The sequence below is a fragment of the Alistipes sp. 56_sp_Nov_56_25 genome (assembly GCF_001915285.1).
Lineage (GTDB): Bacteria > Bacteroidota > Bacteroidia > Bacteroidales > Rikenellaceae > Alistipes > Alistipes shahii.
This window is the reverse complement of record NZ_MNQF01000002.1, coordinates 84,592-107,882: the sequence shown is the minus strand read 5'-3', so window position 1 is coordinate 107,882 and position 23,291 is coordinate 84,592. Positions and strand designations below refer to the sequence as shown.

At 62.1% G+C, this 23,291-nt stretch carries 16 protein-coding genes and 1 pseudogene; 9 read left to right on the top strand and 8 right to left on the bottom strand.

What is annotated here, in order from left to right:
• Positions 1-8 precede the first annotated feature (8 nt).
• From BHV64_RS01275 to BHV64_RS01250, 6 genes are all read left to right on the top strand, one after another.
• The gene (locus BHV64_RS01275) at positions 9-3,203 is read left to right on the top strand and encodes a SusC/RagA family TonB-linked outer membrane protein (RefSeq protein WP_217727691.1); all 3,195 of its coding nucleotides are present in this window, start codon (positions 9-11) and stop codon (positions 3,201-3,203) included.
• 18 nt (positions 3,204-3,221) lie between these two features.
• Entirely contained in the window at positions 3,222-4,781 is a 1,560-nt protein-coding gene (locus tag BHV64_RS01270) for a RagB/SusD family nutrient uptake outer membrane protein (RefSeq protein ID WP_022062104.1), read from the top strand.
• 33 nt (positions 4,782-4,814) lie between these two features.
• Positions 4,815-7,079, top strand: a complete 2,265-nt coding sequence (locus BHV64_RS01265; RefSeq protein WP_022062105.1) for a hypothetical protein — start codon at positions 4,815-4,817, stop codon at positions 7,077-7,079.
• A gap of 157 nt (positions 7,080-7,236) precedes the next feature.
• The gene (gene serS / locus BHV64_RS01260; RefSeq protein WP_015547591.1) at positions 7,237-8,508 is read left to right on the top strand and encodes a serine--tRNA ligase; all 1,272 of its coding nucleotides are present in this window, start codon (positions 7,237-7,239) and stop codon (positions 8,506-8,508) included.
• 46 nt (positions 8,509-8,554) lie between these two features.
• Positions 8,555-8,722, top strand: a complete 168-nt coding sequence (locus tag BHV64_RS01255) for a DUF362 domain-containing protein (RefSeq protein WP_015547590.1) — start codon at positions 8,555-8,557, stop codon at positions 8,720-8,722.
• A gap of 93 nt (positions 8,723-8,815) precedes the next feature.
• Positions 8,816-9,394: a sugar O-acetyltransferase gene (locus BHV64_RS01250; RefSeq protein ID WP_195636356.1), complete on the top strand. Its 579-nt coding sequence runs from the start codon at positions 8,816-8,818 to the stop codon at positions 9,392-9,394.
• 107 nt (positions 9,395-9,501) lie between these two features.
• Here BHV64_RS01250 and BHV64_RS01245 read toward each other — a convergent pair whose 3' ends face one another.
• Entirely contained in the window at positions 9,502-9,786 is a 285-nt protein-coding gene (locus BHV64_RS01245) for a GIY-YIG nuclease family protein (RefSeq protein WP_015547588.1), read from the bottom strand.
• A gap of 72 nt (positions 9,787-9,858) precedes the next feature.
• A complete protein-coding gene (locus tag BHV64_RS01240) occupies positions 9,859-11,040 on the bottom strand; it encodes an exo-beta-N-acetylmuramidase NamZ family protein (RefSeq protein WP_288115498.1) in 1,182 nt (393 codons plus the stop codon).
• Between the two features lie 272 nt (positions 11,041-11,312).
• Here BHV64_RS01240 and BHV64_RS01235 point away from each other — a divergent pair, with 272 nt between their 5' ends.
• Entirely contained in the window at positions 11,313-11,981 is a 669-nt protein-coding gene (locus BHV64_RS01235) for a hypothetical protein (protein WP_288115497.1), read from the top strand.
• A gap of 3 nt (positions 11,982-11,984) precedes the next feature.
• On the opposite strand, the gene prfB is transcribed toward BHV64_RS01235, so the two are convergent.
• From prfB to cysS, 6 genes are all read right to left on the bottom strand, one after another.
• On the bottom strand, positions 11,985-13,097 hold the full coding sequence (gene prfB / locus BHV64_RS01230) for a peptide chain release factor 2 (RefSeq protein ID WP_015547586.1): 1,113 nt from the start codon (positions 13,095-13,097) through the stop codon (positions 11,985-11,987).
• A gap of 7 nt (positions 13,098-13,104) precedes the next feature.
• The gene (locus BHV64_RS01225; RefSeq protein ID WP_015547585.1) at positions 13,105-13,737 is read right to left on the bottom strand and encodes an AAA family ATPase; all 633 of its coding nucleotides are present in this window, start codon (positions 13,735-13,737) and stop codon (positions 13,105-13,107) included.
• Between the two features lie 4 nt (positions 13,738-13,741).
• Positions 13,742-15,139 (bottom strand): MATE family efflux transporter, encoded by a 1,398-nt coding sequence (locus BHV64_RS01220; protein ID WP_147620392.1) that lies wholly within the window; start codon positions 15,137-15,139, stop codon positions 13,742-13,744.
• Between the two features lie 65 nt (positions 15,140-15,204).
• Positions 15,205-15,567: a hypothetical protein gene (locus BHV64_RS01215; RefSeq protein ID WP_149887363.1), complete on the bottom strand. Its 363-nt coding sequence runs from the start codon at positions 15,565-15,567 to the stop codon at positions 15,205-15,207.
• Between the two features lie 25 nt (positions 15,568-15,592).
• Entirely contained in the window at positions 15,593-16,549 is a 957-nt protein-coding gene (locus tag BHV64_RS01210; protein ID WP_015547582.1) for a carbohydrate kinase family protein, read from the bottom strand.
• 13 nt (positions 16,550-16,562) lie between these two features.
• Positions 16,563-18,038 (bottom strand): cysteine--tRNA ligase, encoded by a 1,476-nt coding sequence (gene cysS, locus BHV64_RS01205; RefSeq protein ID WP_138265244.1) that lies wholly within the window; start codon positions 18,036-18,038, stop codon positions 16,563-16,565.
• An 86-nt stretch (positions 18,039-18,124) separates the two neighbouring features.
• Between cysS and BHV64_RS01200 the strand changes: the two are divergent.
• Both BHV64_RS01200 and BHV64_RS01195 read left to right on the top strand, forming a co-directional pair.
• A pseudogene (locus BHV64_RS01200) lies at positions 18,125-19,216 on the top strand (DEAD/DEAH box helicase); the annotation flags it as partial.
• A gap of 719 nt (positions 19,217-19,935) precedes the next feature.
• The gene (locus tag BHV64_RS01195) at positions 19,936-23,163 is read left to right on the top strand and encodes a glycosyltransferase family 117 protein (protein WP_015547580.1); all 3,228 of its coding nucleotides are present in this window, start codon (positions 19,936-19,938) and stop codon (positions 23,161-23,163) included.
• Positions 23,164-23,291 lie beyond the last annotated feature (128 nt).

The window sequence follows — 23,291 nt, the reverse complement described above, 5'->3', positions numbered from 1 at the left end:
GTACATCTATGAACAAGATAGCAGCAATTCTCTGGTGCATCCTGTCGCTGGCATGGACGACGGCCTCCTGGGCGCAGAACGTCGCCGTCAGCGGCAAAGTCACCGGAGCCAACGGCGAAGCCATCATCGGCGCGAACGTTCTCGTGGAGGGCACTACGCAGGGCATCACGACGAACGTCGACGGAGACTACACCCTGACGAACGTCCCGGCCAACGCCACGCTCGTCGTCTCCTACCTGGGCTACAAGACCGAGAAAATCCCTGTCGGCAACAAGACCCGCATCGACGTCACGCTCCGGGAGGACACCGCCGAGATCGAAGGCGTGATGGTCGTGGCCTACGGTACGGCCAAGAAGGAGTCGTTCACCGGTTCGGCCGCCGTCGTCAAGGGCGGCGAACTCCAGAAGCGCGTCGTGGGCAACGTCACCAAATCGTTCGAAGGAACCGTAGCCGGCGTGCAGGTCGCCTCCGGCGGCGGCCAGCCGGGCGAGGCGGCATCGGTCATCATCCGCGGCATCGGGTCGGTGAACGCCTCGGCGACACCGCTATACGTGGTCGACGGCATCCCCTTCGACGGGTCGCTCAGCGCGATCAACCCCGCGGACATCGAGACGATGACCGTGCTCAAGGACGCATCGGCAGGTGCGCTCTACGGCGCTCGCGGAGCCAACGGCGTCATCGTCATCACGACCAAGAAGGGCAAGAAGGACAAAATCCGCATTTCGTACAAGGGCAACGTCGGAATCGCCTCGCGCGCCATCCCCCGCTACGACCTGGTCGACATGAAAGATTACGTCGAAATGAGCTACGAAGCGCTGCGCAACAGCGCCCAATACGGCACGGGCATGGATTTCGAGGGCGCGAGCCGCTACGCCGCCGCCAACCTCGGCCAGCAGATCGGCGGACTGAAGAATCCCGAATACTACAACCCGTACAAGAACTACACGTGGGAGACGCTGATCGACCAGTCGACGGGCAAGATCCGTTCGGATGCCAAAGCTGCATGGAACGAGAACTGGCTGGACGAAATCAGCGACAATTCGGCCATACGCACCGAGCACATCGTCTCGGTGAACGGCGGTTCGGAACGCGCCAACTACGTCGCATCGCTGGGATACTACATGGAAGACGGCATTCTCCAGAACACCGACTTCTCCCGCTACACGGGCCGCGTGGGCGCCGATTCGCAGGCCAAGAGCTGGCTCAAGATCGGCATGAACGCCAACTTCGCCCACAGCGAATCGAGCTACCAGAGTTTCGAGGACGCAAGCACGGCGAACGTCTGGTACACGGCGCAGTTCATGGCCCCGGTCTATCCCGTCTACCTGAAGGACATGGCCGGCAACAACGTGCGCGACGCCGACGGGCGGCTGCAATACGAATACGGATCGGAGGACGACAACGGCTACGCCAACCGCCCCTCGGCCCAGGGCTTCAACTCGAAGGCCGAACTTTACAACAACAAGGCCTACTACACCCGCAACTCGCTTTCGGCGCGCAGCTACATCACCTTCGGGACGGTCAGGGAGGAGGCCCGGCTCTACGGACTGAAACTCACGATGAACTTCGGTACGGACTACACCGACTACCAGCGCACGCTGGTCTACGACAAGGAGCACGGCAACGCGGCCCAGCAGGGCGGACGCCTCAGCAAGACCAACACCCGCACGCTGAGCTACACGTTCAACCAGCTGCTGACCTACGACCGCACGTTCGGCGACCACTCCCTCAACCTGCTGGCCGGCCATGAGTACTACCGCTACAAGTACAACTACGCCCTCGGCGAAAAAACCGGCATCGTCGGCGGGATCGACGAGTTGGGACCCGCCGTGACGACCACCGACAACAACAGCTATTCGCACAACTACGGCGTGGAGTCCTACCTCGCGCGCATCAACTACGGCTTCAAGAGCCGTTACTACATCGACGCCAGCTGGCGAACGGACGGTTCGTCGCGCTTCCATCCCAGCGACCGCTGGGGCCATTTCTGGTCGGTGGGCGCCTCGTGGCGCATCTCCGAAGAGCAGTTCATGGAGAACACCCGCCAGTGGCTCGACAACCTCACGCTGAAGGTTTCATACGGCGTACAGGGCAACGACAACCTGGGAACCTATTACGCATGGCAGGGTCTCTACGACTACACGTGGCCCAACGCCACCGATGCGGGCGCCTTCGTCGACAAGCTCGAAAACAGGAAGGTGACCTGGGAGAAGAACGGCAACCTCAACGCCGGCATCGAAGCCACGATGTTCGGCGGCCGACTGGGCGTTTCGGTCGAGTACTACAACCGCAAAACGCGCGACATGCTGCTCAACAGTCCGCTGCCGATCTCGACCGGATTCACGGGCTTCAACGACAACGTCGGCTCGCTGCGCAACCAGGGGCTCGAGGTCTCGCTGCGCGGAACGATCCTCGACAAGCGCGACTTCCGCTGGGACGCGACGCTGATGGGTTCGTTCAACCGCAACAAGGTGCTCTCGCTCACGGGCGGCCAGGATGTCATCACGTCGGGCATCCGCGTCATCGAGGTGGGGCGGCCGATCTACACCTTCTACCTGCCGAAAACGGCCGGCGTGGACCCCGCCACGGGCAAGCAGCTCTACTACGCCTACTGGACCCAGACGGTCAACGACGAGGGGGCGCTGGTGAACACGCGCTGCGACGAGTACATCACCGACAACGTGGCGATGGCCACCTTGAGCAAATACTACCACGAAAGCCGCGAGCCGAAACTCTTCGGCAGCATCGGTTCGACGTTCACGATCCTGAAGAACATCGACGTCTCGTTCCTGACGACCTATTCGATCGGCGGATGGGTTTACGACGGACTCTACAACGGCTCGATGTACGTGCAGTACGCCGGCAACAACTGGCACAAAAACGCCAAACGCCGCTGGCAGAAGCCGGGCGACAAGACCGACGTGCCGATGCTCGAAGTGGGCGGCTCGTACGCCACGGCCAGCAACTCGCTGATCGACGCTTCGTACTTCGCCATCAAGAACATCACCGTCGGCTACACGCTTCCCAAGCGCTGGCTCAAGAAGATCGACATCGAGTCGCTGCGCATCTACGCCACGCTGGACAACATCGCCATGTTCAACCACATGGACGGCATGGACCCGCAGTATAACTTCACGGGATCGGTGGCTTACAGCTACACCCCGTCGCGCGTGATCGCATTCGGTATCGACCTGAACTTTTAACCACGGGAGAAAACAACTATGAAAAAAGCAATATATCTTATCATCGCACTGATCGGCTTATCAGCCCCCTCGTGCAGCGACTCGATGCTCGATTTCTCCCCGACCGACTCGGGTTCGGGCAAGGAACTGCTCAAATCGGCATCCACGGCCATCACTTCGGTCAACGGCGTCTACCGCTCGATGTGGACGGCCGGATGGTCCACGACCGCAAACACCCACCAGTGCTTCGGCATCGCGGCCTACAACCTGGCGCTCGACTGCATGGCCGACGACCTGATCATGCAGTCGCAGGGCAACGGCTGGTTCTGGGGCGACCACTGCTACAACGTCAAGAGCAACTACACTTCGTCGGCCTTCCGGTCGTACGACGTCTGGTACGCCAACTACAAATGGATCGCCAATGTAAACTACATCATCGACGCCGAGCCGGAAATGGCCGGAACGGAGGCCGACGTGGCCTACGTCGCAGGACAGGCCTACGCCATCCGGGCGCTCTGCTACCTGAACCTGGCGACGTGGTTCTCCCGCGCCCCCTACAACTCCCTGACGGGCGCTTCGCGCTGGAACGAGCCCTGCGTACCGGTTTACACCACCGGCACGTCGATCGACACGGGCGGACAGCCCCGCGAATCGCTGCGCACGGTCTACGGCCGTATCGACCAGGACATCGACCGTGCCATCGAACTGCTCGAAAAGGCCAGGGAAACCACGCTGGCCGAGAATAACAAATCGCACATCAACCTCTACGTGGCCCTGGGCATCAAGTCGCGCGCCTGTCTGGCGGAAGGCGACTGGGACGGGGCATTCAAGGCGGCCAAGCGCGTGATCGACGAAGGCGGCTACGCCGTCGGCACGAAGAGCGACCTGACGGGCGGCATGAACTCGCTCGACAAGCAGAACGTCATGTGGGGCGCAGGCATTCAGGTGGCCGACCAGGCGGGCGGCTACGCCGGGTTCTTCACCCACATGGACAACAAGGAGGGCGCCTATGCCAAATCGGCGCCGAAGCTGATCAGCAAGCAGCTCTACAACCGCATCAGCGCGACAGACATCCGCCGCGACTGGTGGGACCCCTCGGACAAGGAGTCGCCCTACGTCAGCAAAAAATTCTCGTTCGCCAACGTGGCCTCCTTCCTGGGCGACTACATCTACATGCGCGTCGAGGAGATGTACTTCACGGCCGCCGAAGCGGCCCTGCGGCTGGACGACCTCAAGAGCGCACGCGAACTGATGAACACCGTCATGGCCGAACGCGACCCGGGCTACAGCGCCAACAACCGCAGCGGCACGCTGCTCGGCGCGACGACCACGACCTGGACCGGATCGTTCCTCGAAAACATCCTCACCCACCGCCGCATCGAACTGTGGGGTGAGTACGGCCGGCTGTTCGACGTCCGCCGCCTGGGCCAGGGCATCGACCGCCGGACCGACGACGGCTTCTCCGAGGAGTGCATTTCGATGATGAACCGCCGGAACGTCAACATCACCAAAGCCGACACTTACGACTGGGTGCTGACCATTCCCAAAGCCGAACTGGATGCCAATCCGAACATCAACGAGGAGGACCAGAATCCCTAACGAGCCTTTGAACCGTTGAAAATCAAGTACACTATGAAAAACATATCGAAATATCTGGGTGCGGGACTGCTGCTCTTCACCGCGGCCTGCAGCCAGACGCAGGAGGGCGACCAATACACCCCCAACAAGGACGATGCGAAGGCCATCCACTTCATCCAGTCGTCCATCCAGAAGGAGTTTCCGCAGGACGCCGTGCAGGGCGTGATCAACGTCGAAATCGCGCGTCCGGGCAACAAAGGCGCCTACAAGGTCTATCTGGCGACCAAGGACGACGACTACGAGCTGTTCTCGGTTCCGGCCGAGGCGACCATTCCCGACGGCAGCCACTCCGTGACGGTTCCCGTCGAGGTCGACCTTTCGAACTTCGTCATGGGTTCGAACTACAAGACCACGCTCTACATCAGCAGCCGGGAGGCGCGTCCGGGCGACAACGCCGCGCAGGTGGCGCAGTACTCCGACAAGGTGACCCTTTCGGCCACCTACGAACTGGAGTGGGAGACGCTCTACCGCACCACCGGAGAGGGCGAAGAGATCCCCCAGCTGGCAACCTACCACTACAACGGGTACTATTCGGGCCGCGATTCGGGCCTGGAGGTCGAGAAAGCCGTGGGAGCCAATATCTTCCGGCTGAAGGACTGGGCCAGCGGCGTGACGTTCAAGTTCGTCCTCCACGACGACAACACCTGCACCGTGCCGGCGCAGTCGATCGGCTACTACAACTCGAACTACAACGAGTACGTCTACGTCGCCGACATGGCCGTTTACACCGGCAACGACTCGGCGTACGCCAGCTATCCCTGCACGTTCGACGGCGAGAGCACCTTCTCGTTCTACCTGATCTACTACGTGTCGTCGGGCTATTTCGCCCAGGGGACCGAGAAACTGATCTTCGACACCGACATCGACACCACGCCCGTCGTGGAGATCGCTTTCGAGGGCATCGAGACCACGAGCACCGGATTCAAGGCTCCGAAACTCCACTTCTCGCCCAACGAATACACGAAGTACTACAAGGCCGCGGTCGTCGCCGGAGACATCACCGCCGACGCCGAACGGCAGCAGGAGGTGCGCCGGCAGCTGATCGACGACAAACTGGAGGCCGTGACCCCCGTGGTGACGCTCCTCGCGGACGACGCCTCGGTCTGGAACGTTCCCTCGGGCAACTACACCGCCGTGGCGCTGGCCTACGACTCGATCGAGAACCCCTGCAAGCTCTACACGCAGCGGTTCACGAACGACCCGAACGACGAATATGCTCCCCGATCGCTCGAATTCGAGTTCTACGCTCCGGAGAACAACCTCAACTACTCGCCCTACAACACGCTCATCTGGCAGATGCAGACCGCGAATGTGGCGGCGATGAAATATCTCTGCGTCAAAACCGCCGTCGCCGACTACCTGTGCGAAGCGCTCGGCATGACACTGGAGGAGGTGACCGCATCCCGGGGCTACGACGTTCCCGAGGAGATGATCGCGCAGCTCAACTCCCCCGAAGGCCGCGGCACGTCGTTCAGCCCGCTCGACGAAGGCAGCACGTACACACTCGCCCTGCTGATGTACAACTCGTTCGGCGACACGGCTTTCGTTTCGAAGAGCGCGTCGACGTTCGGTTACTTCGCCAAGGATTTCGACCGGACGAAGACCCTGGAGGACTTCATCGGCGCATTCGGCGTCACGGCGACCGTCGACGTCGATTCGCAGTCGTCCGAAAAGACCTTCCGCATGGACATCGCGCGCATCAACGACCGCGACGTGCTCATCAGCGGCATGACCGACATGCGCGACTTCGCACCCCAGCTGAAAGGCTACTACGACAAGGAGCTGCACATGCTGATCGTCGAACCCCAGTACGCGGGGATGTACAACGGCGCCTATGCGACGCTCGGCTTCTCGAACGGACTGTCGATCTTCTGGGGCGACGCCGGAATGGCCGTCGGCTACATCGGCGACACGCTCTACTGGGCTTCAAGCCCCTACTCACCCGAAGAGGTCAACAGCTACATGTTCCTGCTCTTCAGCACGCCGCAGGCGTCGAGTTCGAGCTACCTGCGCCAGTACGCCGGTTCGAAAACCTACTCGTCCCTCAAGATGAAGCCCCTCCAGCAGGCGTCCGCACAGACCGCGGCCCGCGCCGCGGAATCGCGGACCGGAAGCATCGAGACCGGCGGACAGCGCTTCACGACCTACCTGACGGGCGAACGCGTCGCCGTTCCGGCGAAAGCCTCCGGAAACACGGCAGCGAAAGTCCCGGCCGAAGGCAAGCGTCTGCGCACGGACCTCGTGCTCCACACCCGCTGATCCGCAGCCCGCACAACCGAAAACCGGATTTCCGCTTTGGGCGGAAGTCCGGTTTTTTCATAAAATCGCAAAAAACGGCGTCTCGGCGTGACAGTTTGACGCGAATTTACTAATTTTGCAGGTTGTAAGGCGAAAACACAAAAAAACTCACGATATTATGCTTACGATAAAGCAAATCCGCGATGACAAAGAGGCCGCCGCACGCAAGCTGGCCAAGAAGGGCGTGGACGCCGCGCCTGTCATCGAAAAGATCATCAGCTTCGACGACCGGCGCAAAGCCCTCCAGCTGGAACTCGACAACACGCTGGCCGCCCAGAACAAGGCCGCCAAGGAGATCGGCGCACTGATGGGCCAGGGCCGCCGCGAGGAGGCCGAGGAGCGCAAACGCTTCGTGGCGGACCTCAAGGAGAAGTCCTCGCGCCTCGAAGCCGAGCTGACCGACGCCCGGCAGGAGTTGCAGTCGGCCATCGTCTCGCTGCCGAACTTCCCCGCCGAGATCGTCCCCGAAGGCAAGACGGCCGAGGACAACCTCGTCGTCAAGCTCGTGGAAAGCTACACCGCGCTTCCGGAAAACCCGCTGCCCCACTGGGAGCTGGCCCGCAAGTACGACATCATCGACTTCGACCTGGGCGTGAAGCTCACCGGCGCGGGATTCCCCGTCTACAAGGGCAAGGGCGCACGGTTGCAGCGCGCGCTGATCAACTATTTCCTCGACTGCAACACGGCGGCCGGCTACCTCGAAGTGGAGCCGCCCGTGATGGTCAACGAGGCTTCGGGCTTCGGCACGGGACAGCTCCCCGACAAGGAGGGGCAGATGTACCACGCCACGGTAGACAACTTCTACCTCGTTCCCACGGCCGAGGTTCCCGTGACGAACATCTACCGCGACGTGATCCTCGAAAAGGAGGATTTTCCGGTGAAGATGACCGCCTACACCCCGTGCTTCCGCCGCGAGGCCGGGTCGTACGGCAAGGACGTGCGCGGACTCAACCGCCTGCACCAGTTCGACAAGGTGGAGATCGTGCAGCTCTCGCTGCCCGAAAAGAGCTACGAAGCATTGGACGGCATGGTGGCCCACGTGGAGAGCATCGTCAAGGCCCTGGGCCTGCCCTACCGCATCCTGCGCCTGTGCGGCGGCGACATGTCGTTCACCTCGGCGCTGACCTACGATTTCGAAGTCTACTCCGAGGCCCAGAAACGCTGGCTCGAAGTGTCGTCGGTATCGAATTTCGAGTCGTTCCAGGCCAACCGCCTCAAACTCCGCTACCGCGACGAGGAGAAGAAAATCCAGCTGGCGCACACCCTCAACGGCTCGTCGCTGGCCCTGCCGCGCATCGTGGCCGCGCTGCTGGAGAACTATCAGACCCCCGAAGGCATCCGCATCCCCGAGGCGCTGATTCCCTACACGGGTTTTGATATTATCAAATAAGTTTTTATATTTGCACACACACATTTAACAATAAACACTCAACACAATGGCTTACAAAATTACCGACTCGTGCGTTGCATGCGGCAGTTGCATCGGCGAGTGCCCCGTAGAGGCTATTTCGGCCGGCGACATCTATGTGATCGACGCCGACAAATGTATCGACTGCGGCACCTGCGCAGGCGTATGCCCGAGCGAGGCGATCGTTTCGGAGTAACACGGAATATCCGAAAGAGAAGCACACCTCGGCAACGGGGTGTGCTTTTTGCGGTTTGAAAAGCCGCTTCCCCCACCCAACAACCAACGAATCATGGGCGATCTCGAAAAAATGAAAGCCGGGCTTTGGCTCCACGCCATCTGTCCTGAAATCGGCGGCGCGCTGCTGCGGACCGAGGAGCTGGTGTTCCGGCTCAACCAGCTGCCCCCGAGCCGCCGGGAGGAGCGGGAGGCGATCATCCGGCAGCTGTTCGGACACGTCGGCAAGTCGGTCTGCATCCACAGCCCGTTCCACTGCGATTTCGGAGCGCAGATTTCGGTCGGCGACCATTTCGTCGGCAATTTCAACCTGACGATCCTCGACGAAGCGCCCGTCACCATCGGTGACCACGTCTTCATCGGGCCGAACGTCGGCATCTACACCGTCAACCACGCCCTGCTGCCCGACCAGCGCAACGCGGGCATCATGCGTTCGCTGCCCATTGCCATCGGCAACAACGTCTGGATCGGAGGCCACACGGTCGTGATGCAGGGCGTGACGATCGGCGACAACACGGTGATCGGGGCCGGGAGCGTCGTCACGCACGACATCCCGGCGGGAGTCGTGGCCGTCGGCTCGCCCTGCCGCGTCCTGCGGAAGATCACCGAGGCGGATCGGGTAACGCCCGTATGAAAAAGAAAAAGCGCCCCGGATCGGAGCGCTTTTACGTCATTGCGAGGAGCCGCAGGCGACGCGGCAATCCGATTGCTGCGCTGTGGCATTACGGCCCAGATCAAGAATCAGACGAACCCGTCCGATAAGTCCTTCCACAATGAATTTTGAGAGTCTATTAACCCGATTTTCCGTTTCCGGCTCCAACTCTTGATTTGTTTCTCCCGGGCGATTGCATCCCGAACGTCCCGATACTCCTCGGCGTAAATCAACTTATGGACGTTATAGCGGCGCGTAAATGCAGACTGACCGGCGGCATGTTCTTTCATACGCCGGGATAACGAGGTCGTAACGCCGACATACAGCACCGTATGCAGTTTATTGGTCAATATATATACATAGCTGCTCTCCATGGCCGACTCTGCGTTTTTTTCGGATTGCCACGTCGCCTGCGGCTCCTCGCAATGACGTAAAACCCCATCATTCTATTCGTAAAGCAAGTACTGCACCCGCTTTTCGCGGTAGCGTTCCACATCGGGAACCCAGCGGGCGCGGATCACCTCCTCCGAAGCCCCGGCCACGATCATCCCGCGCACCCATCCCGCACCGACCAGCTTTTCGAACATCGGGGTGAAGAACCTGTCCCCCAGCCCCAGATCGCGGTAGGCGTCGATCACGTAGCGCAGCGAGAATCCCACTTCGCGGGCCTCGGAGAGCGGCATGCCGCGCAGGTCGACGCCGTGGCACAGCCGGCCTTCGAGCGGCGGATGTTTGGCCCCGGCCGTGGGGCGCGGCGTAAAGGAAAAGGCGCGTCCGGTCATATCGGGATGTCCGTAGATTTCGAACGGGCAGTCCGTTCCGCGTCCGAGGCTCACGACCGTGCCCTCGAAGGGGCACAGCGCGGCATAGAGATAGACGGCGCGCGCAGTCGGAAGGTTGGGCGACGGAGCGACGGGCAAGAGGTATTCGGTGGCATGGGTGTAGTTGCGGCACTTCACGACCGTCAGGTCGCACGGCTTCGCCCACCCTTCGCCGACGGCCATGCGGGCGATTTCGCCCATCGTCAGTCCGTGGAGCACGGGGACCGGAATCGCCCCGACGCCCGATTTGTACTTCATGTCGAGAACGGGACCGTCGACAAGATGCCCGTTGGGATTGGGGCGGTCGAGCACCACGACCCGGCGGCCGAAATCGGCGCAGGCGTCCATCATCCGCAGCATCGAGATATAATAGGTATAGAAGCGCAGACCCACGTCCTGCATGTCGACGACCAGCACGTCGAACGAGCGCATCGCCTCGTCCGAAGGCTGTTTCGCGTTGCCGTCGTAGAGCGAGCGGATGGGAATGCCCGTCCGGGCGTCGACCGAACTTGCGACCTGCTCCCCAGCATCGGCCGTGCCGCGGAATCCGTGCTCGGGCGAGAAGATCGCCGCGACGGCAAACCCTTCACCGTGGAGCAGGTCGACCAGATGCACCCGCCCGGAGGCATCGGCTCCCGGCGCGCCGGGCAGCTCCGCCACGGAGGTCTGGTTGGCCAGCACGGCCACGCGCCGTCCCCGCAGCAGCGGGTAATAGGACGCCGTGTCGGTCATGCCGACGTTCACCTGCGCCGGAGCGGCGAAGGCTGCAAAAATGGTGAATACAAGGATAAAAACAGATCGCTTCATAGAGCAAAGATAATATTTTGCACCGAAAAATGCTATCTTTGCGGAAAAGCGCCTCTGCCATGAACCTTCGTAAAACGGATCGCTCCGAGCTGAACCTTTTCCCGGCCCTGTCTTTTCTGGTTGTCTGTTTCATCGGAGGCTATTTCCTTTGGGCAACGAAAGATGCGCTGCCCTCGGAGGCGGACAATCCGGATTTTCGCTACGCTCCATCCCGGGCAAAAGAGTTAGCCCAGGAACTCGACTCAATCTATTCCTGCAAATCGGGACCGGGGATGGAGAAGTTTCTGGAGACATGGCATCGGAAATATACGTCCAACGCATCGGCTCCGGGCAACCAGAACGACACGCTGCGTAACGTTTACAATCTCTTTACCACCCTCTTCAATCCCGACCCGACGCTTCGCCCGAGGGGTTTCCGGAGCGATTCGGCCTACCGCTACGTCGTTATCCAATCGCAATTGACGTTCTGTATCGCAGAGGACGGCATGTTCGATTATTATTACGAAAGCTCCCCTCCTCCCACATTTCCGACCGACGGATTTTACCTTCTCCGCAAAGCGGGAGCCTATTACAGGGTTTTGGACGATTTCCGACCGCAAATCCGGCAAGCGGGGTTAAAACAGCTCTATCTCACCGATGAATACAAGGATGCTCTCGAACTGTTTCTGGAGAAAAACGGATACTGGCCCGACGAAGAGCGGACATCCGCAGAATCGGGCCGGAAGCGGATGCGTTTCCTGCAAAACTACTGGTACGTCATCAACGGGCATTGGGAAGGATGGCATCTCGGAATCCCCGCAATCGGATACATCGTCCTGAACAAATCACTCGACAAGGCCGTTGCCGAGGTAGTGGAAGAGTACAACGGCAGCGGCGTCCTTCTACATAAGACGCATTCGGACTGGAAAGAAGTGGGCGGACTTTATCATTGGGAGGAATAATCCCTACGCCTGCGCGCCGTATTCCATCAGATAGGCCTTGATGAAGGCGTCCAGGTCGCCGTCCATCACCGACTCCACGGCCGAAGTCTGCACGCCCGTGCGGTGATCCTTCACGCGGCGGTCGTCGAAGACGTACGAGCGGATCTGCGAACCCCACTCGATCTTCTTCTTCGAAGCCTCCAGCGCCTGCTGCGTCGCCATACGCTTGTCCAGCTCGCGCTGGTAGAGTTTCGAGCGGAGGATGCGCATGGCGTTCTCGCGGTTCATCAGCTGCGAGCGCGTCTCCATGTTCTCGATCAGGTACTCGATCGCCTCGCCCGTGTCGGGGTCCTTCGCGTGGTAGCGCAGGCGCACGGCCGTCTCCACCTTGTTGACGTTCTGCCCTCCGGCGCCCGACGAACGGAACGTGTCCCACTCGATGTCGGCGGCATTGACCGTGATCTCGATCGTGTCGTCGACGGCCGGCGATACGAACACCGAAGCAAACGTAGTCTGACGCTTGTTGTTGGCGTTGAACGGCGACAGGCGCACCATGCGGTGCACGCCGTTCTCGCTCTTGAGGTAGCCGTAGGCGTATTCCCCCTCGAACTCCAGCGTGCAGGATTTCACCCCGACTTCGTCGCCGGCCTGGAAGTCCAGCACCTTGACCTTATAGCCGTGGGCCTCGCCCCAGCGGGTATACATGCGCATGAGCATCGACGCCCAGTCGAGCGCCTCCGTGCCGCCCGCCCCGGCGTTGATGTCGAGAATGGCCCCGAGTTTGTCCTCGTCGCGGCGCAGCATGTTGCGCATTTCGAGTTTTTCGATCTTTTCGAGCGTCGCGGCGTAGTGGGCGTCCATCTCCTCCTCGCTGACCACGCCCTCCTTCACGAAGTCGGGCATCAGCTGAAGGTCCTCGGCATCCTTGCGAATGGCGTCGTAATCCTCGACCCATGCCTTGATCCCCGCCACCTTGCGCAGCTGCTCGCGCGCCTTGTCGGGGTTGTCCCAGAAGTTCGGCTCCTGGGTTTTCTCCTCTTCGTTGCGCAGGTCGATGCGCTTCTGGTCGATGTCCAAACAGCGTTCCAGCGCTTCCCGGCGCTGTTCGATCTCCTTGATCTGTTCCGCAAGTACCATAATATGCTCAAAATTTCATGTTCAGTTTCCGTGCGGCGAACTCCAGGATGAAATCCGCCGTGCCCTCGTCGCCCAGCGGCGAGGTGCTGACGCAGAGGTGGTAGGTCGCCGCCTCGCCCCACGTCCGCGAGCTGTAATAGTTGTAATACGAGGCGCGCCGGGCGTCGACGCGCTCCATCATCGCGCGGGCCTCCTCCGCGGTGCATCCCTGCCGGCGGCGGATGCGGCCGATGCGGTCGGCATCGTCGGCCGTGAGGAAGACATTGACGCAGCGCGGATTCTCGCGCAGGATGTAATCGGCACAGCGGCCCACAAAAACCGCCGATTCACGCGCCGCGACGGCGCGGATCACGTCGCTCTGAATCTTGAACAGCGCGTCGTTCGACAGCACGTTCGTCACGCCCCCGTCGTCGCCCACGAACGGCGCCCGCAGGTAGCCGACCACGGTCGAAATCACGCCGCGCGACTCCTTCTCGTCGGCCTTCTCGAAAAACTCGGGGCAGATGCCGCTCTCGCGCGCCGCCAGGTTGATCAACTCCTTGTCGTAGAGCTTCACGCCCAGCCTGCGGGCGATGATCTCCCCGACGGTCCTGCCGCCGCTGCCCAGCTGGCGGCCGATGTTGATGACGAATTGTTCCATAGTCCTATCCCTCTTTGGCGGCGTTTTCCGCACCGATGGCCCGGAATTTCCGCAGTTGGTAAGTCAGCATGAAGAAAGCCACCAGCGAAGCCAGGAAGTCCGACAGCGGCATCGAGCACCACACGCCCCAGCTGCCGTTCCACTCGGTGCAGACGTCGAAAATGTGCGGCAGGAAGATCAGTCCGGGCATCAGAAACAGCAGCTGGCGCGACAGCGACAGGAAGATCGCCTTGCCGGCCATGCCGATGCTCATAAAGAAGTTGGTGGCCACCATCTGGAAACCGATGATCGGGAAGCAGAAGAAGACGATGCGCATGCCTTCGACCGCCAGGCGGATCAGCTCCTCGTCGGAGGTGAACATTCCCACGGCCAGGCGCGGCATGAACTCGCCGAGGAGGAATCCCGCGGTGGTGACGCACGTCGCGCCGATCATCGTCAGCTTCAGCACGCGCATCACGCGGTCGTACTGCTTCGCGCCGAAGTTGTAACCCGCAATGGGCTGCATGCCCTGGTTGACGCCCAGCACGATCATCACGAAGAAGAACGCCAGGCGGTTGACGATGCCGTAGGCGCCGATCATCAGGTCGCCGCCGTACTCCTTCAGCCCCTTGTTGATGAGGATGACGATGAAGCACGCCGCGAGGTTCATCAGGAAGGGCGACATGCCGATGGCCAGCATGTCGCGCACGATCTTCTTCCGCAGGCGGTAGATGCCGCGGCGGAAGTGGAGAAGCTCCTGTTTGTTCGAAAGGATGCGCAGCTGCCACACGAGCGAGATGACCTGCGCCAGCACCGTGGCGATAGCCGCTCCGCGGATGCCCCAGCCGAAACCGAAAATGAACAGCGGGTCGAGGATCGTATTGATGACCACGGTGTTGATCGTGGCGTACATCGACTTGCGGGGATGCCCCGAGGCGCGCAGCACGGAGTTCAGACCCAGATACATGTGCGTGACCACGTTGCCCAGCAGAATGACGGTCATGTATTCGCGGGCATAGCCGATCGTGGCCTCGCTGGCCCCGAAGAAATAGAGGATCGGATCGAGGAACAGAAGCGCCACGAGGCCGAACGCTATGCCGATGATCAGATTGAGCACCAGCACATTGCCCAGCACCCGCTGGGCCGTTTCGTAGTCGCGCTGGCCCAGGCGCATCGAAATCAGCGTCGCGGCGCCCACGCCCACCAGCGAACCGAACGCCGCGGCGAGGTTCATCAGCGGGAAGGTCAGCGCAAGGCCCGAGATGGCCAGCGGCCCGACCCCGTGGCCGATGAAAATGCTGTCGACCATGTTGTAGAGCGACGAGGCCGTCATGGCGATGATCGCCGGCACGGCATATTGTACGAGCAGCTTCCGGATTCGCTCGGTTCCGAGCTCCAAAGCCGCCGATTTTATCTCCGTCATAAGTTATATTTCCTTAAAAATTCCATTACCGGCCCGCACGTACGACGCGCACGCCCGGGGCTGCCTCACAGCACGCTATGCGCCAGCAGTTCGCGGCTGAATCGCGCGGGGTAATAAATATCGCAAATGTAATGCTTGGGGCAAGTGAAGCTCCACCCTTCGGCGCTCCGGTATTCGTAGTCATCCCCCCGGCTGATCCGCTCGGCCGGGTAGCAGCGGCGCTCGATGAGCGGAATGTCGACCTGCGAGAAGAACCGCCGCATCGCCACGTCGATGTACAGCCCCGTTCCTTTCAGCGCGACGCCGAGCCGCAATTCGCTGCCCGCACGCGAGGTCTCCCGTACGACGCACCACTCCAAAGGCATCCGGGCGGGCAGGCCGAACTGCACCCTGAAAAACCGCAAGGTATTGTACCGGTATGTCTCCATGTCTCTGTCCTTATCAGATAAAACGTTACAAATTCCCTGAAAATTCCGTTTTCGCCGCGGCCGGGTACTCCGGCGTGGCGCCCGCGCACGAACAGACGAAAGCCGCGACCTTCGACGCGAACGCCTGGGCCGGCCAGATGTCGTACCCGGCGGCCAGCATCGCGCAAAACGCTGCCGTGAACGAATCGCCCGCACCGACCGTGTCGACAGGGCGGACACGTTCCCCGCGGGGAATCACATAGGCCGAAATCCGGTTCCGGGTGAACACGCGGCTGCCCTCGGCGCCCTCGGTGAGGATGACCATTTCGAGGTTCTCCCGGCGGTCGAGCAACTCCCGGCACAGCCCGCCCGGATCGGCGGCGGGACATCCGGTCAGGCATCCGGCCACGCGCGGAGCCTCCTCGTCGCTGATCTTCAAAATATTGCAGCGAGCCATCGACTCCTCCAGCACCTCCCGCGAGAAGAAATCCTGCCGCAGGTTGACGTCGAACACGCGCAGCGTCGGCCGCTCCCGGCGAATCACCCCGTCGAGAAACCGGACGACGGTAGCGTGCGACGCCGCGCTGCGCTGCGCCAGCGAACCGAAGCAGACCACATCGGTCCGGGCGGCCAGCCGGGCCAGCGCATCCGACCACGTCATTGCATCCCATGCGCCGGGCAGAATCTCGTAGGCGTTGACCCCGGCGGCATCCCGGCGTTTGTCGACGACGCCGGTAGGCAGCTCCCCGACGCGGCAAAGCCCGTCGCAAAGCCCGCGGGCCTCCAGTTCGGCCGACACCGCGCGGCCGCGCTCATCGTCCCCGACCGCGCTGACCACATGCACCTCCGCCGCATCCGGGCCGGAAATCAGCCGGGAGCACTTGAGGAAATGATCGGCGAAATTGGCCGGCGCGCCGCCGAAGGTATATTCGTCCGTCACGACATCGTGGTCGTAAAGCACCTCGCCCAGTCCGACGGCTACGATCTTGTCCGGATTCCCCATACCAGCAGGCGTTTTATTCCAGTTCCCAGTCCGTGCCGTCCTTGCGGTCCTTGACGCGGATGCCGGCGGCCGTGAGTCCGTCGCGGATGCGGTCCGAGGCGGCCCAGTCCTTCGCCGCGCGGGCTTTCAGGCGTTCGTCCAAAAGCATCTCGACCAGCGGCGTCACGTAGTCGCGCCCCGAAGCCGTCCCGGCGGCCTTCTCGTCGCGCAGGCCCAGGATGTCGAAAGCGTAGCGACGCACGGTAGCCGTCAGCGCCGCGAGGTCGGCGGCCGTGATCGTCTGCGAGCCGTCGGCCAGCTGGTTGATCGTACGCACCCAGTCGAACAGCGCCGAAATGACCATCGGCGAGTTCAGGTCGTCGTCCATCGCCTCGGCGCAGCGCGTCTCCAGCTCGGCGGGATCGACCGTCGAGACCTCCGCGGGTTTGATCTTCCCGAGCGTCTCGATGCCCTTCATCAGGCGGTCCAGCCCCTTCTCGGCGGCTTGCAGGGCCTCGTTCGAGAAATCGAGCGTCGAGCGGTAGTGGGCCTGGAGCACGAAGAAACGGATCGTCATAGGCGAATAGGCCTGCGAAAGCTTCGGGTGCGACCCGGTGAAGAACTCCTCCAGCGTGATGAAGTTGCCCAGCGACTTGCCCATCTTCTGCCCGTTGACCGTCATCATGTTGTTGTGCAGCCAGTAGCGGGCCGAATCGTGGCCCAGCGCGGCGGTCGACTGCGCGATCTCGCACTCGTGGTGCGGGAACATCAGGTCCATGCCGCCGCCGTGGATGTCGAAACGCTCCCCGAGGTAGCGCGTGGACATCGCCGAGCACTCCATGTGCCAGCCCGGGAAACCGTCGCCCCAGGGCGACGGCCACCGCATGATATGCTCGGGCGACGCCTTCTTCCACAGCGCGAAGTCGTAGGAGTGGCGTTTGTCCGACTGCCCGTCCAGCTCGCGCGTGTTGGCGACGATGTCGTCGAGGTTGCGCCCCGACAGCCTGCCGTAGTTGTATTTGGCGTTGTACTTCTCCACGTCGAAGTAGACCGACCCGTTCGCCTCGTAGGCATAGCCGTCGGCCAGAATCCTCTTCACGAACTCGATCTGCTCGATGATGTGTCCCGAGGCATAGGGTTCGATCGAGGGGGTCTCGACGTTGAGCGCGTCCATCGCCCGGTGGTAACGCTCCGTGTAGTAGTGCGCCACCTCCATCGGCTCCAGCTGTTCGAGCCGGGCCTTCTTGGCAATCTTGTCCTCGCCCTCGTCGGCGTCGTGCTCCAGATGGCCCACGTCGGTGATGTTGCGCACGTAGCGCACCTTGTAGCCCGAAGCCTTGAGGTAACGGAACAGCAGGTCGAACGTCACGGCGGGCCGGGCGTGGCCCAGATGCGGATCGCCGTAGACCGTGGGACCGCAGACATACATGCCCACGCGGCCCGGAACGAGCGGCTCGAAGACCTCCTTGCGGCGGGTGAGCGTATTGTAAAGTACGAGTTTGGAATCCATAATCGCAAATTAACGTTTTGAACGGGTAAAGGTACGAATTTTTACACGGAAACCGAAAAATAAATCGTACCTTTACGCCGATTATTATGAAATTTCAAGACTTACGACTCTCCGAGCCGCTGTTGCGCGCCATCGGAGAAAAGGGGTACACAGATCCCACCCCCATTCAGCAACAAGCCATTCCTCCCGTACTCGAAGGCCGCGACCTCCAGGGCTGCGCCCAGACCGGAACGGGCAAAACCGCAGCTTTCACGCTGCCGATGCTCCAACTTTTAGCCGCCGAACCGGCCCCCAAGGGACGCCGCCCGATCCGCGCCCTGGTGCTCACCCCGACGCGCGAACTGGCCATCCAGATCGACGAGTGCTGCCGCGACTACGCCCGCTACACCCCCATCCGCCACTGCGTGATCTTCGGCGGCGTCAACCAGCGTCCGCAGGTCGACGCGCTCCAGAAGGGCGTGGACCTGCTGGTGGCCACCCCGGGCCGCCTGCTCGACCTGATCGGGCAGGGTTACGTGACGCTCGACACGATCCGTTTCTTCGTGCTCGACGAGGCCGACCGCATGTTGGACATGGGCTTCATCCACGACATCCGCCGCATCCTGCCGCTGCTTCCCGAACGGCGTCAGACGCTCTTCTTCTCGGCCACGATGCCCGAGTCGATCGCCGCGCTGGCCGCGAAAATCCTCCGCAACCCGGTGCTGGTCACCGTCACGCCCCCGGCGTCGGTGGTCGAGACCATCGCGCAGACGGTCCATTTCGCCGAAAAAGCCGAAAAAAGCCAGCTGCTGATCGACCTGCTCTCGGCATCCGACGCCCAGCAGGTGCTCGTATTCTCGCGCACGAAGCACGGCGCCGACAAGCTGGCCAAAATCCTGAACCGGGCCGGCATCCGGTCGTGCGCCATCCACGGCAACAAGTCGCAGAACGCCCGCGTGAAGGCCATGAACGATTTCAAGTCGGGCGAGTGCCGGGTGATGATCGCCACCGACATCGCCGCCCGCGGCATCGACATCGACCAGCTGCCGCTGGTGATCAACTACGAACTGCCGGAGGTGGCCGAAACCTACGTCCACCGCATCGGCCGCACGGGCCGCGCGGGACACGAGGGCGCGGCGTGGTCGTTCTGCTCGGAGGACGAGTTCGAGTATCTCTGCGACATCCAGAAACTCACCGGACTTACGATCCCCACCGAGGGACCGGTTCCGGAATATGCCCTGCGCAAGGCCGCCCCGGCGCGGAAACCCGCGCAGAAGGCCGCACAGCGTCCCGCCCGCACCCAGGAGCCGAAACCGGCCCGGAACGCCGGAGCCAAATCCGCACAGCGTCCCGCCCGGGATGCGGACGCCGGACAGCAGCCTGCGCAGCGGCCGGCCCGCAACACGGAGCAGAAGGCCGCCCGCAATGCCGCGAAGACGCCGCAGTCTGCGCAAAATCCGGCGCAGCCCGAGGCCGGGGCGACTTCCCGCCCGTCGCGCCCGCGTCGCAGACGGGGCACGCGTCCCGCACCGGGAACGCCCATCGAGCCGGCCGGAAAAACCGCCTCCCGCCCCGCCGACGCGACGCGCGGGCAAGCCCCGAAGCAAGGCTCCGGCAACGCCGCGAAAGCCGCCGGGAACAAATCCGCCGCCACCGCAGCGCCGAAAAACGCCCCCAACCCGGCTCCGGCCCCTTCGGCAAAGCCGTCCCGCCGCCGCAAACGCAGAGGGTCGGGGAACGCCGCCGGGTCCGCAGCGGCTGCCGCCGCCATCGCCGCGCCGGCGGCAACGGCCGAGGCCCCGCAGAAAAAATGGTGGAAAAGGTGGCTGTAAACGCATTTCGCGTAATAAGGTTGGAAAAAACGCGTTAAATCATTACTTTTGCACGATAAGTAGTTACGAAAAAAGTTTTCTCGGATATGCACTTTTACAAACGCTGGAACAACATCACGGGCTGGGCCGTATTCGCCGTCGCGGCGATGGTCTATCTGATGACGATGGAACCCGTCTCAAGCCTCTGGGACTGCTCGGAGTTCATCGCGACGTCCTACAAACTCGAAGTGGGACACCCGCCCGGAGCACCGCTGTTCATGATGCTGGCGCGCCTGGCCACGCTCTTCGCCTTCGGAAACCCCGACTACGTGGGCATCGCCGTCAACGCCATGAACTCGCTGGCCAGCGCCTTCTGCATCCTGTTCCTGTTCTGGACCATCACCCACCTGGCACGGCGTCTGGTGACGCGCGACGGCGCGCAGCTCACCGCCGCCAACACATGGGCCGTCCTGGGCGCCGGAGCCGTCGGGGCCCTGGCCTACACCTTCACCGACACGTTCTGGTTCTCGGCCGTCGAGGGCGAGGTCTACGCGCTCTCGTCGATGTTCACGGCGCTGGTCGTGTGGCTGATGCTCAAATGGGAGGAGCAGGCCGACGAACCCCACTCCTCGCGCTGGATCGTGCTGATCGCCTACCTGATGGGCCTCTCGATCGGCGTGCACATCCTCAACCTGCTCTGCATCCCCGCGCTGGTCTTCATCTACTACTTCCGCAAGACCGCCACGGTAACCTGGCGAGGCATCGCCCTCTCGACGCTCGTGTCCGGGGCGATGATCGTCTTCGTCAACAACATCATCATCCCCTACACCGTCTGGATCGGGGCGCAGATCGACACGCTGTTCGTCAACACGTTCGGCCTGCCGGTCAACTCGGGCATCACGCTCTTCGCGCTGGCGCTGATCATCGGCCTGGGATGGGCCGCATGGGCCGCCCACAAACGGGGCCGCGTGCTGCTCAACATCATCCTGCTCTCGACGACGATGATTCTCGTCGGCTACTCTTCCTACGCCTCGGTGACCATCCGCGCCGCGGCGAACCCGCCGATGAACTCCAACAACCCCAACAACCCCCACGCCCTGCTGTCGCTCCTGAACCGCGACCAGTACGGCGACCGCCCGCTGCTGTACGGCGCGCAGTATTCGGCTCCCCCCGAGGGCGTGAAGGAGAAGAAGGTGTGGTATCTGGACGAGGACGGCAAGTACAAGACCGCCACGGTGCTCACGGGCTACACCCACGCTCCGGAGTTCATGCAGCTCTTCCCCCGCATGTGGAACTACTCGAAGGGTGAAAAGGCCTACAAGGAGTGGGCCGCCTACCGCACCAAGACCGAGACGCTGCGCGACGACAAGGGCGAGGTCCTGCGCGACGCACAGGGGCGTCCCATGCGCGGCGAGACGCTCGACTTCGGACGCAAACGGGCCTACACCGACTCCTACGGCGAAACCCGCACGGTCACCGAACCGACGTTCTGGGAAAACGTCCATTTCTTCTTCAACTACCAGCTTTCGTACATGTACTGGCGCTATTTCATGTGGAACTTCGTGGGACGCCAGAGCGACATACAGCCTTCGCGCACGACGATCACCGACGGCAACTGGCTCTCGGGCATCCGCTGGATCGACGAGAAATACGTCGGCCCGCAGGACAACCTGCCGCGCGAAATCGCCGAAAACAAGGGCCGGAACACCTATTATTTCCTCCCCTTCCTGCTGGGACTCATCGGACTCGTCTACCAGTTGAACCGCGACCAGCGCAACTTCTCGATCGTGCTGTGGCTGTTCGTGATGATGGGCATCGCGCTGGTCTTCTACTTCAACACCTCGCCCGGCGAGCCGCGCGAACGCGACTACGTCTATGCGGGATCGTTCTACGCATTCTCGATCTGGATCGGATTCGGCGTGCTGGCCCTGCGCGACCTGATCGCCCGGCTCTCGAAGCGCGACAACGTGGCGACGGCAGCCGCGGCAACGGTCGTCGCAATGAGCGTCCCGGCCATCCTCGCGGCCCAGAACTGGGACGACCACGACCGTTCGCACCGCACGATGGCCCGCGACATCGGCTGGAACTACCTCCAGTCGACGCTCCCCAACTCGATCATCCTCAACTACGGCGACAACGACACCTTCCCGCTGTGGAACAATCAGGAGGTCTACGGCGTGCGCCCCGACGTGCGGATTATGAACACCTCCTACCTCGGCGGCGAGTGGTACATCGACGAGATGAAGACCAAGGCCAACGACGCCCCCGGCGTCCCCTTCTCGCTGCCCAAGCACAAGTACACCTTCAACAACGACATGATCTACGTCACCAACAGCATCGACCGCCCGGTGGAGATCAAGGAGGTGATCGACTTCGTGCGCAGCGACGACCCCCGCAGCAAGGTCAAACTCGCCGACGGCACGCTGGCCGACTACATCCCCGCCAAGCGCATCGCCCTGCCGGTGAACAAGGAGAACGCCCTGGCGTCGGGCATCGTGGCCGAAAAGGACCGCGACAAGATGGTCGACACGGTGTTCATCAACATCAAGAAGAATTCGCTGGACAAGAACCAGCTGATGATCCTCGACATGCTGGCCAACTTCGACTGGAAACGCCCGATCTACATGACGCAGGTCTACATTCTCCAGGACTTCGGGCTGATGGACTACCTCCAGTTCGACGGCTACGCCTACCGCCTGGTGCCGATCCTCACCCCGACGCAGAACCCCTACGAGATCGGACGCATCGACGCCGACTACGCCGCGCCGCTGCTGCGCGACACGTTCCGCTACGGCAACCTCGAAGACCCGCGGGTCTACGCCGACTACTTCATCCAGTACAACCTTTCGGCTTCGCACGCCCGCGACGCCTTCGCCCGCGTGGCCAAGGAGCTGCTGCGGCAGAACCGCGTCGCAGAGGCCGTCGAGCTGCTCGACCTGGGGCTGGAGCGGATGCCGACCTCGCAGGTGCGCTTCACCGACACCAACACCTACCCCTTCCTGGAGGCCTATTACGCCGCTTCGGCCATGGGCGACAAGGAAGCCGCCGCGAAGGGCGACGCCCTCTTGAGGGAGTATGCCCAGACGCTGATCGAATACATCGAGCACTACCTCCGTTTCGAAGGGGCGCAGGGCGACATGGTCTCGGGCCTTATCGACGAGAAGCTCGACCAGCTGGGCGACATCTACTACCTGGCCAGCTACGCCGACCGCAAGGAGGTGGTGGCCGAACTGAACGACTACTACCGTTCGCTGGGGGTCTCCGAGGAGAACCTGATCGACGTGGGCGACAAACGCCAGCAGCCCGACTCGGCGCTGCTGCCCGCCGCGAAATAACCGGAACCGGAAATGAAATAACGCACGTAACGCTTCTGTTACGTGCGTTATTTTTATGCGGCCGCCCACCCGGAACGGATTTCGGGCAGGCCAAAATCCGGTTCCGCGGTTAAAACCGACATTTTTTG

What these genes read in the sequence shown, in the direction of transcription:
- BHV64_RS01215 (WP_149887363.1), bottom strand. Translation starts at nt 15,567, where the DNA reads ATGGAGACATACCGGTACAATACCTTGCGGTTTTTCAGGGTGCAGTTC.
- BHV64_RS01235 (WP_288115497.1), top strand. Translation starts at nt 11,313, where the DNA reads ATGGAGAAGTTTCTGGAGACATGGCATCGGAAATATACGTCCAACGCA.
- BHV64_RS01270 (WP_022062104.1), top strand. Translation starts at nt 3,222, where the DNA reads ATGAAAAAAGCAATATATCTTATCATCGCACTGATCGGCTTATCAGCC.
- BHV64_RS01195 (WP_015547580.1), top strand. Translation starts at nt 19,936, where the DNA reads ATGCACTTTTACAAACGCTGGAACAACATCACGGGCTGGGCCGTATTC.
- BHV64_RS01265 (WP_022062105.1), top strand. Translation starts at nt 4,815, where the DNA reads ATGAAAAACATATCGAAATATCTGGGTGCGGGACTGCTGCTCTTCACC.
- BHV64_RS01275 (WP_217727691.1), top strand. Translation starts at nt 9, where the DNA reads ATGAACAAGATAGCAGCAATTCTCTGGTGCATCCTGTCGCTGGCATGG.
- BHV64_RS01250 (WP_195636356.1), top strand. Translation starts at nt 8,816, where the DNA reads ATGGGCGATCTCGAAAAAATGAAAGCCGGGCTTTGGCTCCACGCCATC.
- prfB (WP_015547586.1), bottom strand. Translation starts at nt 13,097, where the DNA reads ATGGTACTTGCGGAACAGATCAAGGAGATCGAACAGCGCCGGGAAGCG.
- BHV64_RS01240 (WP_288115498.1), bottom strand. Translation starts at nt 11,040, where the DNA reads ATGAAGCGATCTGTTTTTATCCTTGTATTCACCATTTTTGCAGCCTTC.
- serS (WP_015547591.1), top strand. Translation starts at nt 7,237, where the DNA reads ATGCTTACGATAAAGCAAATCCGCGATGACAAAGAGGCCGCCGCACGC.
- BHV64_RS01255 (WP_015547590.1), top strand. Translation starts at nt 8,555, where the DNA reads ATGGCTTACAAAATTACCGACTCGTGCGTTGCATGCGGCAGTTGCATC.
- BHV64_RS01225 (WP_015547585.1), bottom strand. Translation starts at nt 13,737, where the DNA reads ATGGAACAATTCGTCATCAACATCGGCCGCCAGCTGGGCAGCGGCGGC.
- BHV64_RS01210 (WP_015547582.1), bottom strand. Translation starts at nt 16,549, where the DNA reads ATGGGGAATCCGGACAAGATCGTAGCCGTCGGACTGGGCGAGGTGCTT.
- BHV64_RS01220 (WP_147620392.1), bottom strand. Translation starts at nt 15,139, where the DNA reads ATGACGGAGATAAAATCGGCGGCTTTGGAGCTCGGAACCGAGCGAATC.
- cysS (WP_138265244.1), bottom strand. Translation starts at nt 18,038, where the DNA reads ATGGATTCCAAACTCGTACTTTACAATACGCTCACCCGCCGCAAGGAG.
- BHV64_RS01245 (WP_015547588.1), bottom strand. Translation starts at nt 9,786, where the DNA reads ATGGAGAGCAGCTATGTATATATATTGACCAATAAACTGCATACGGTG.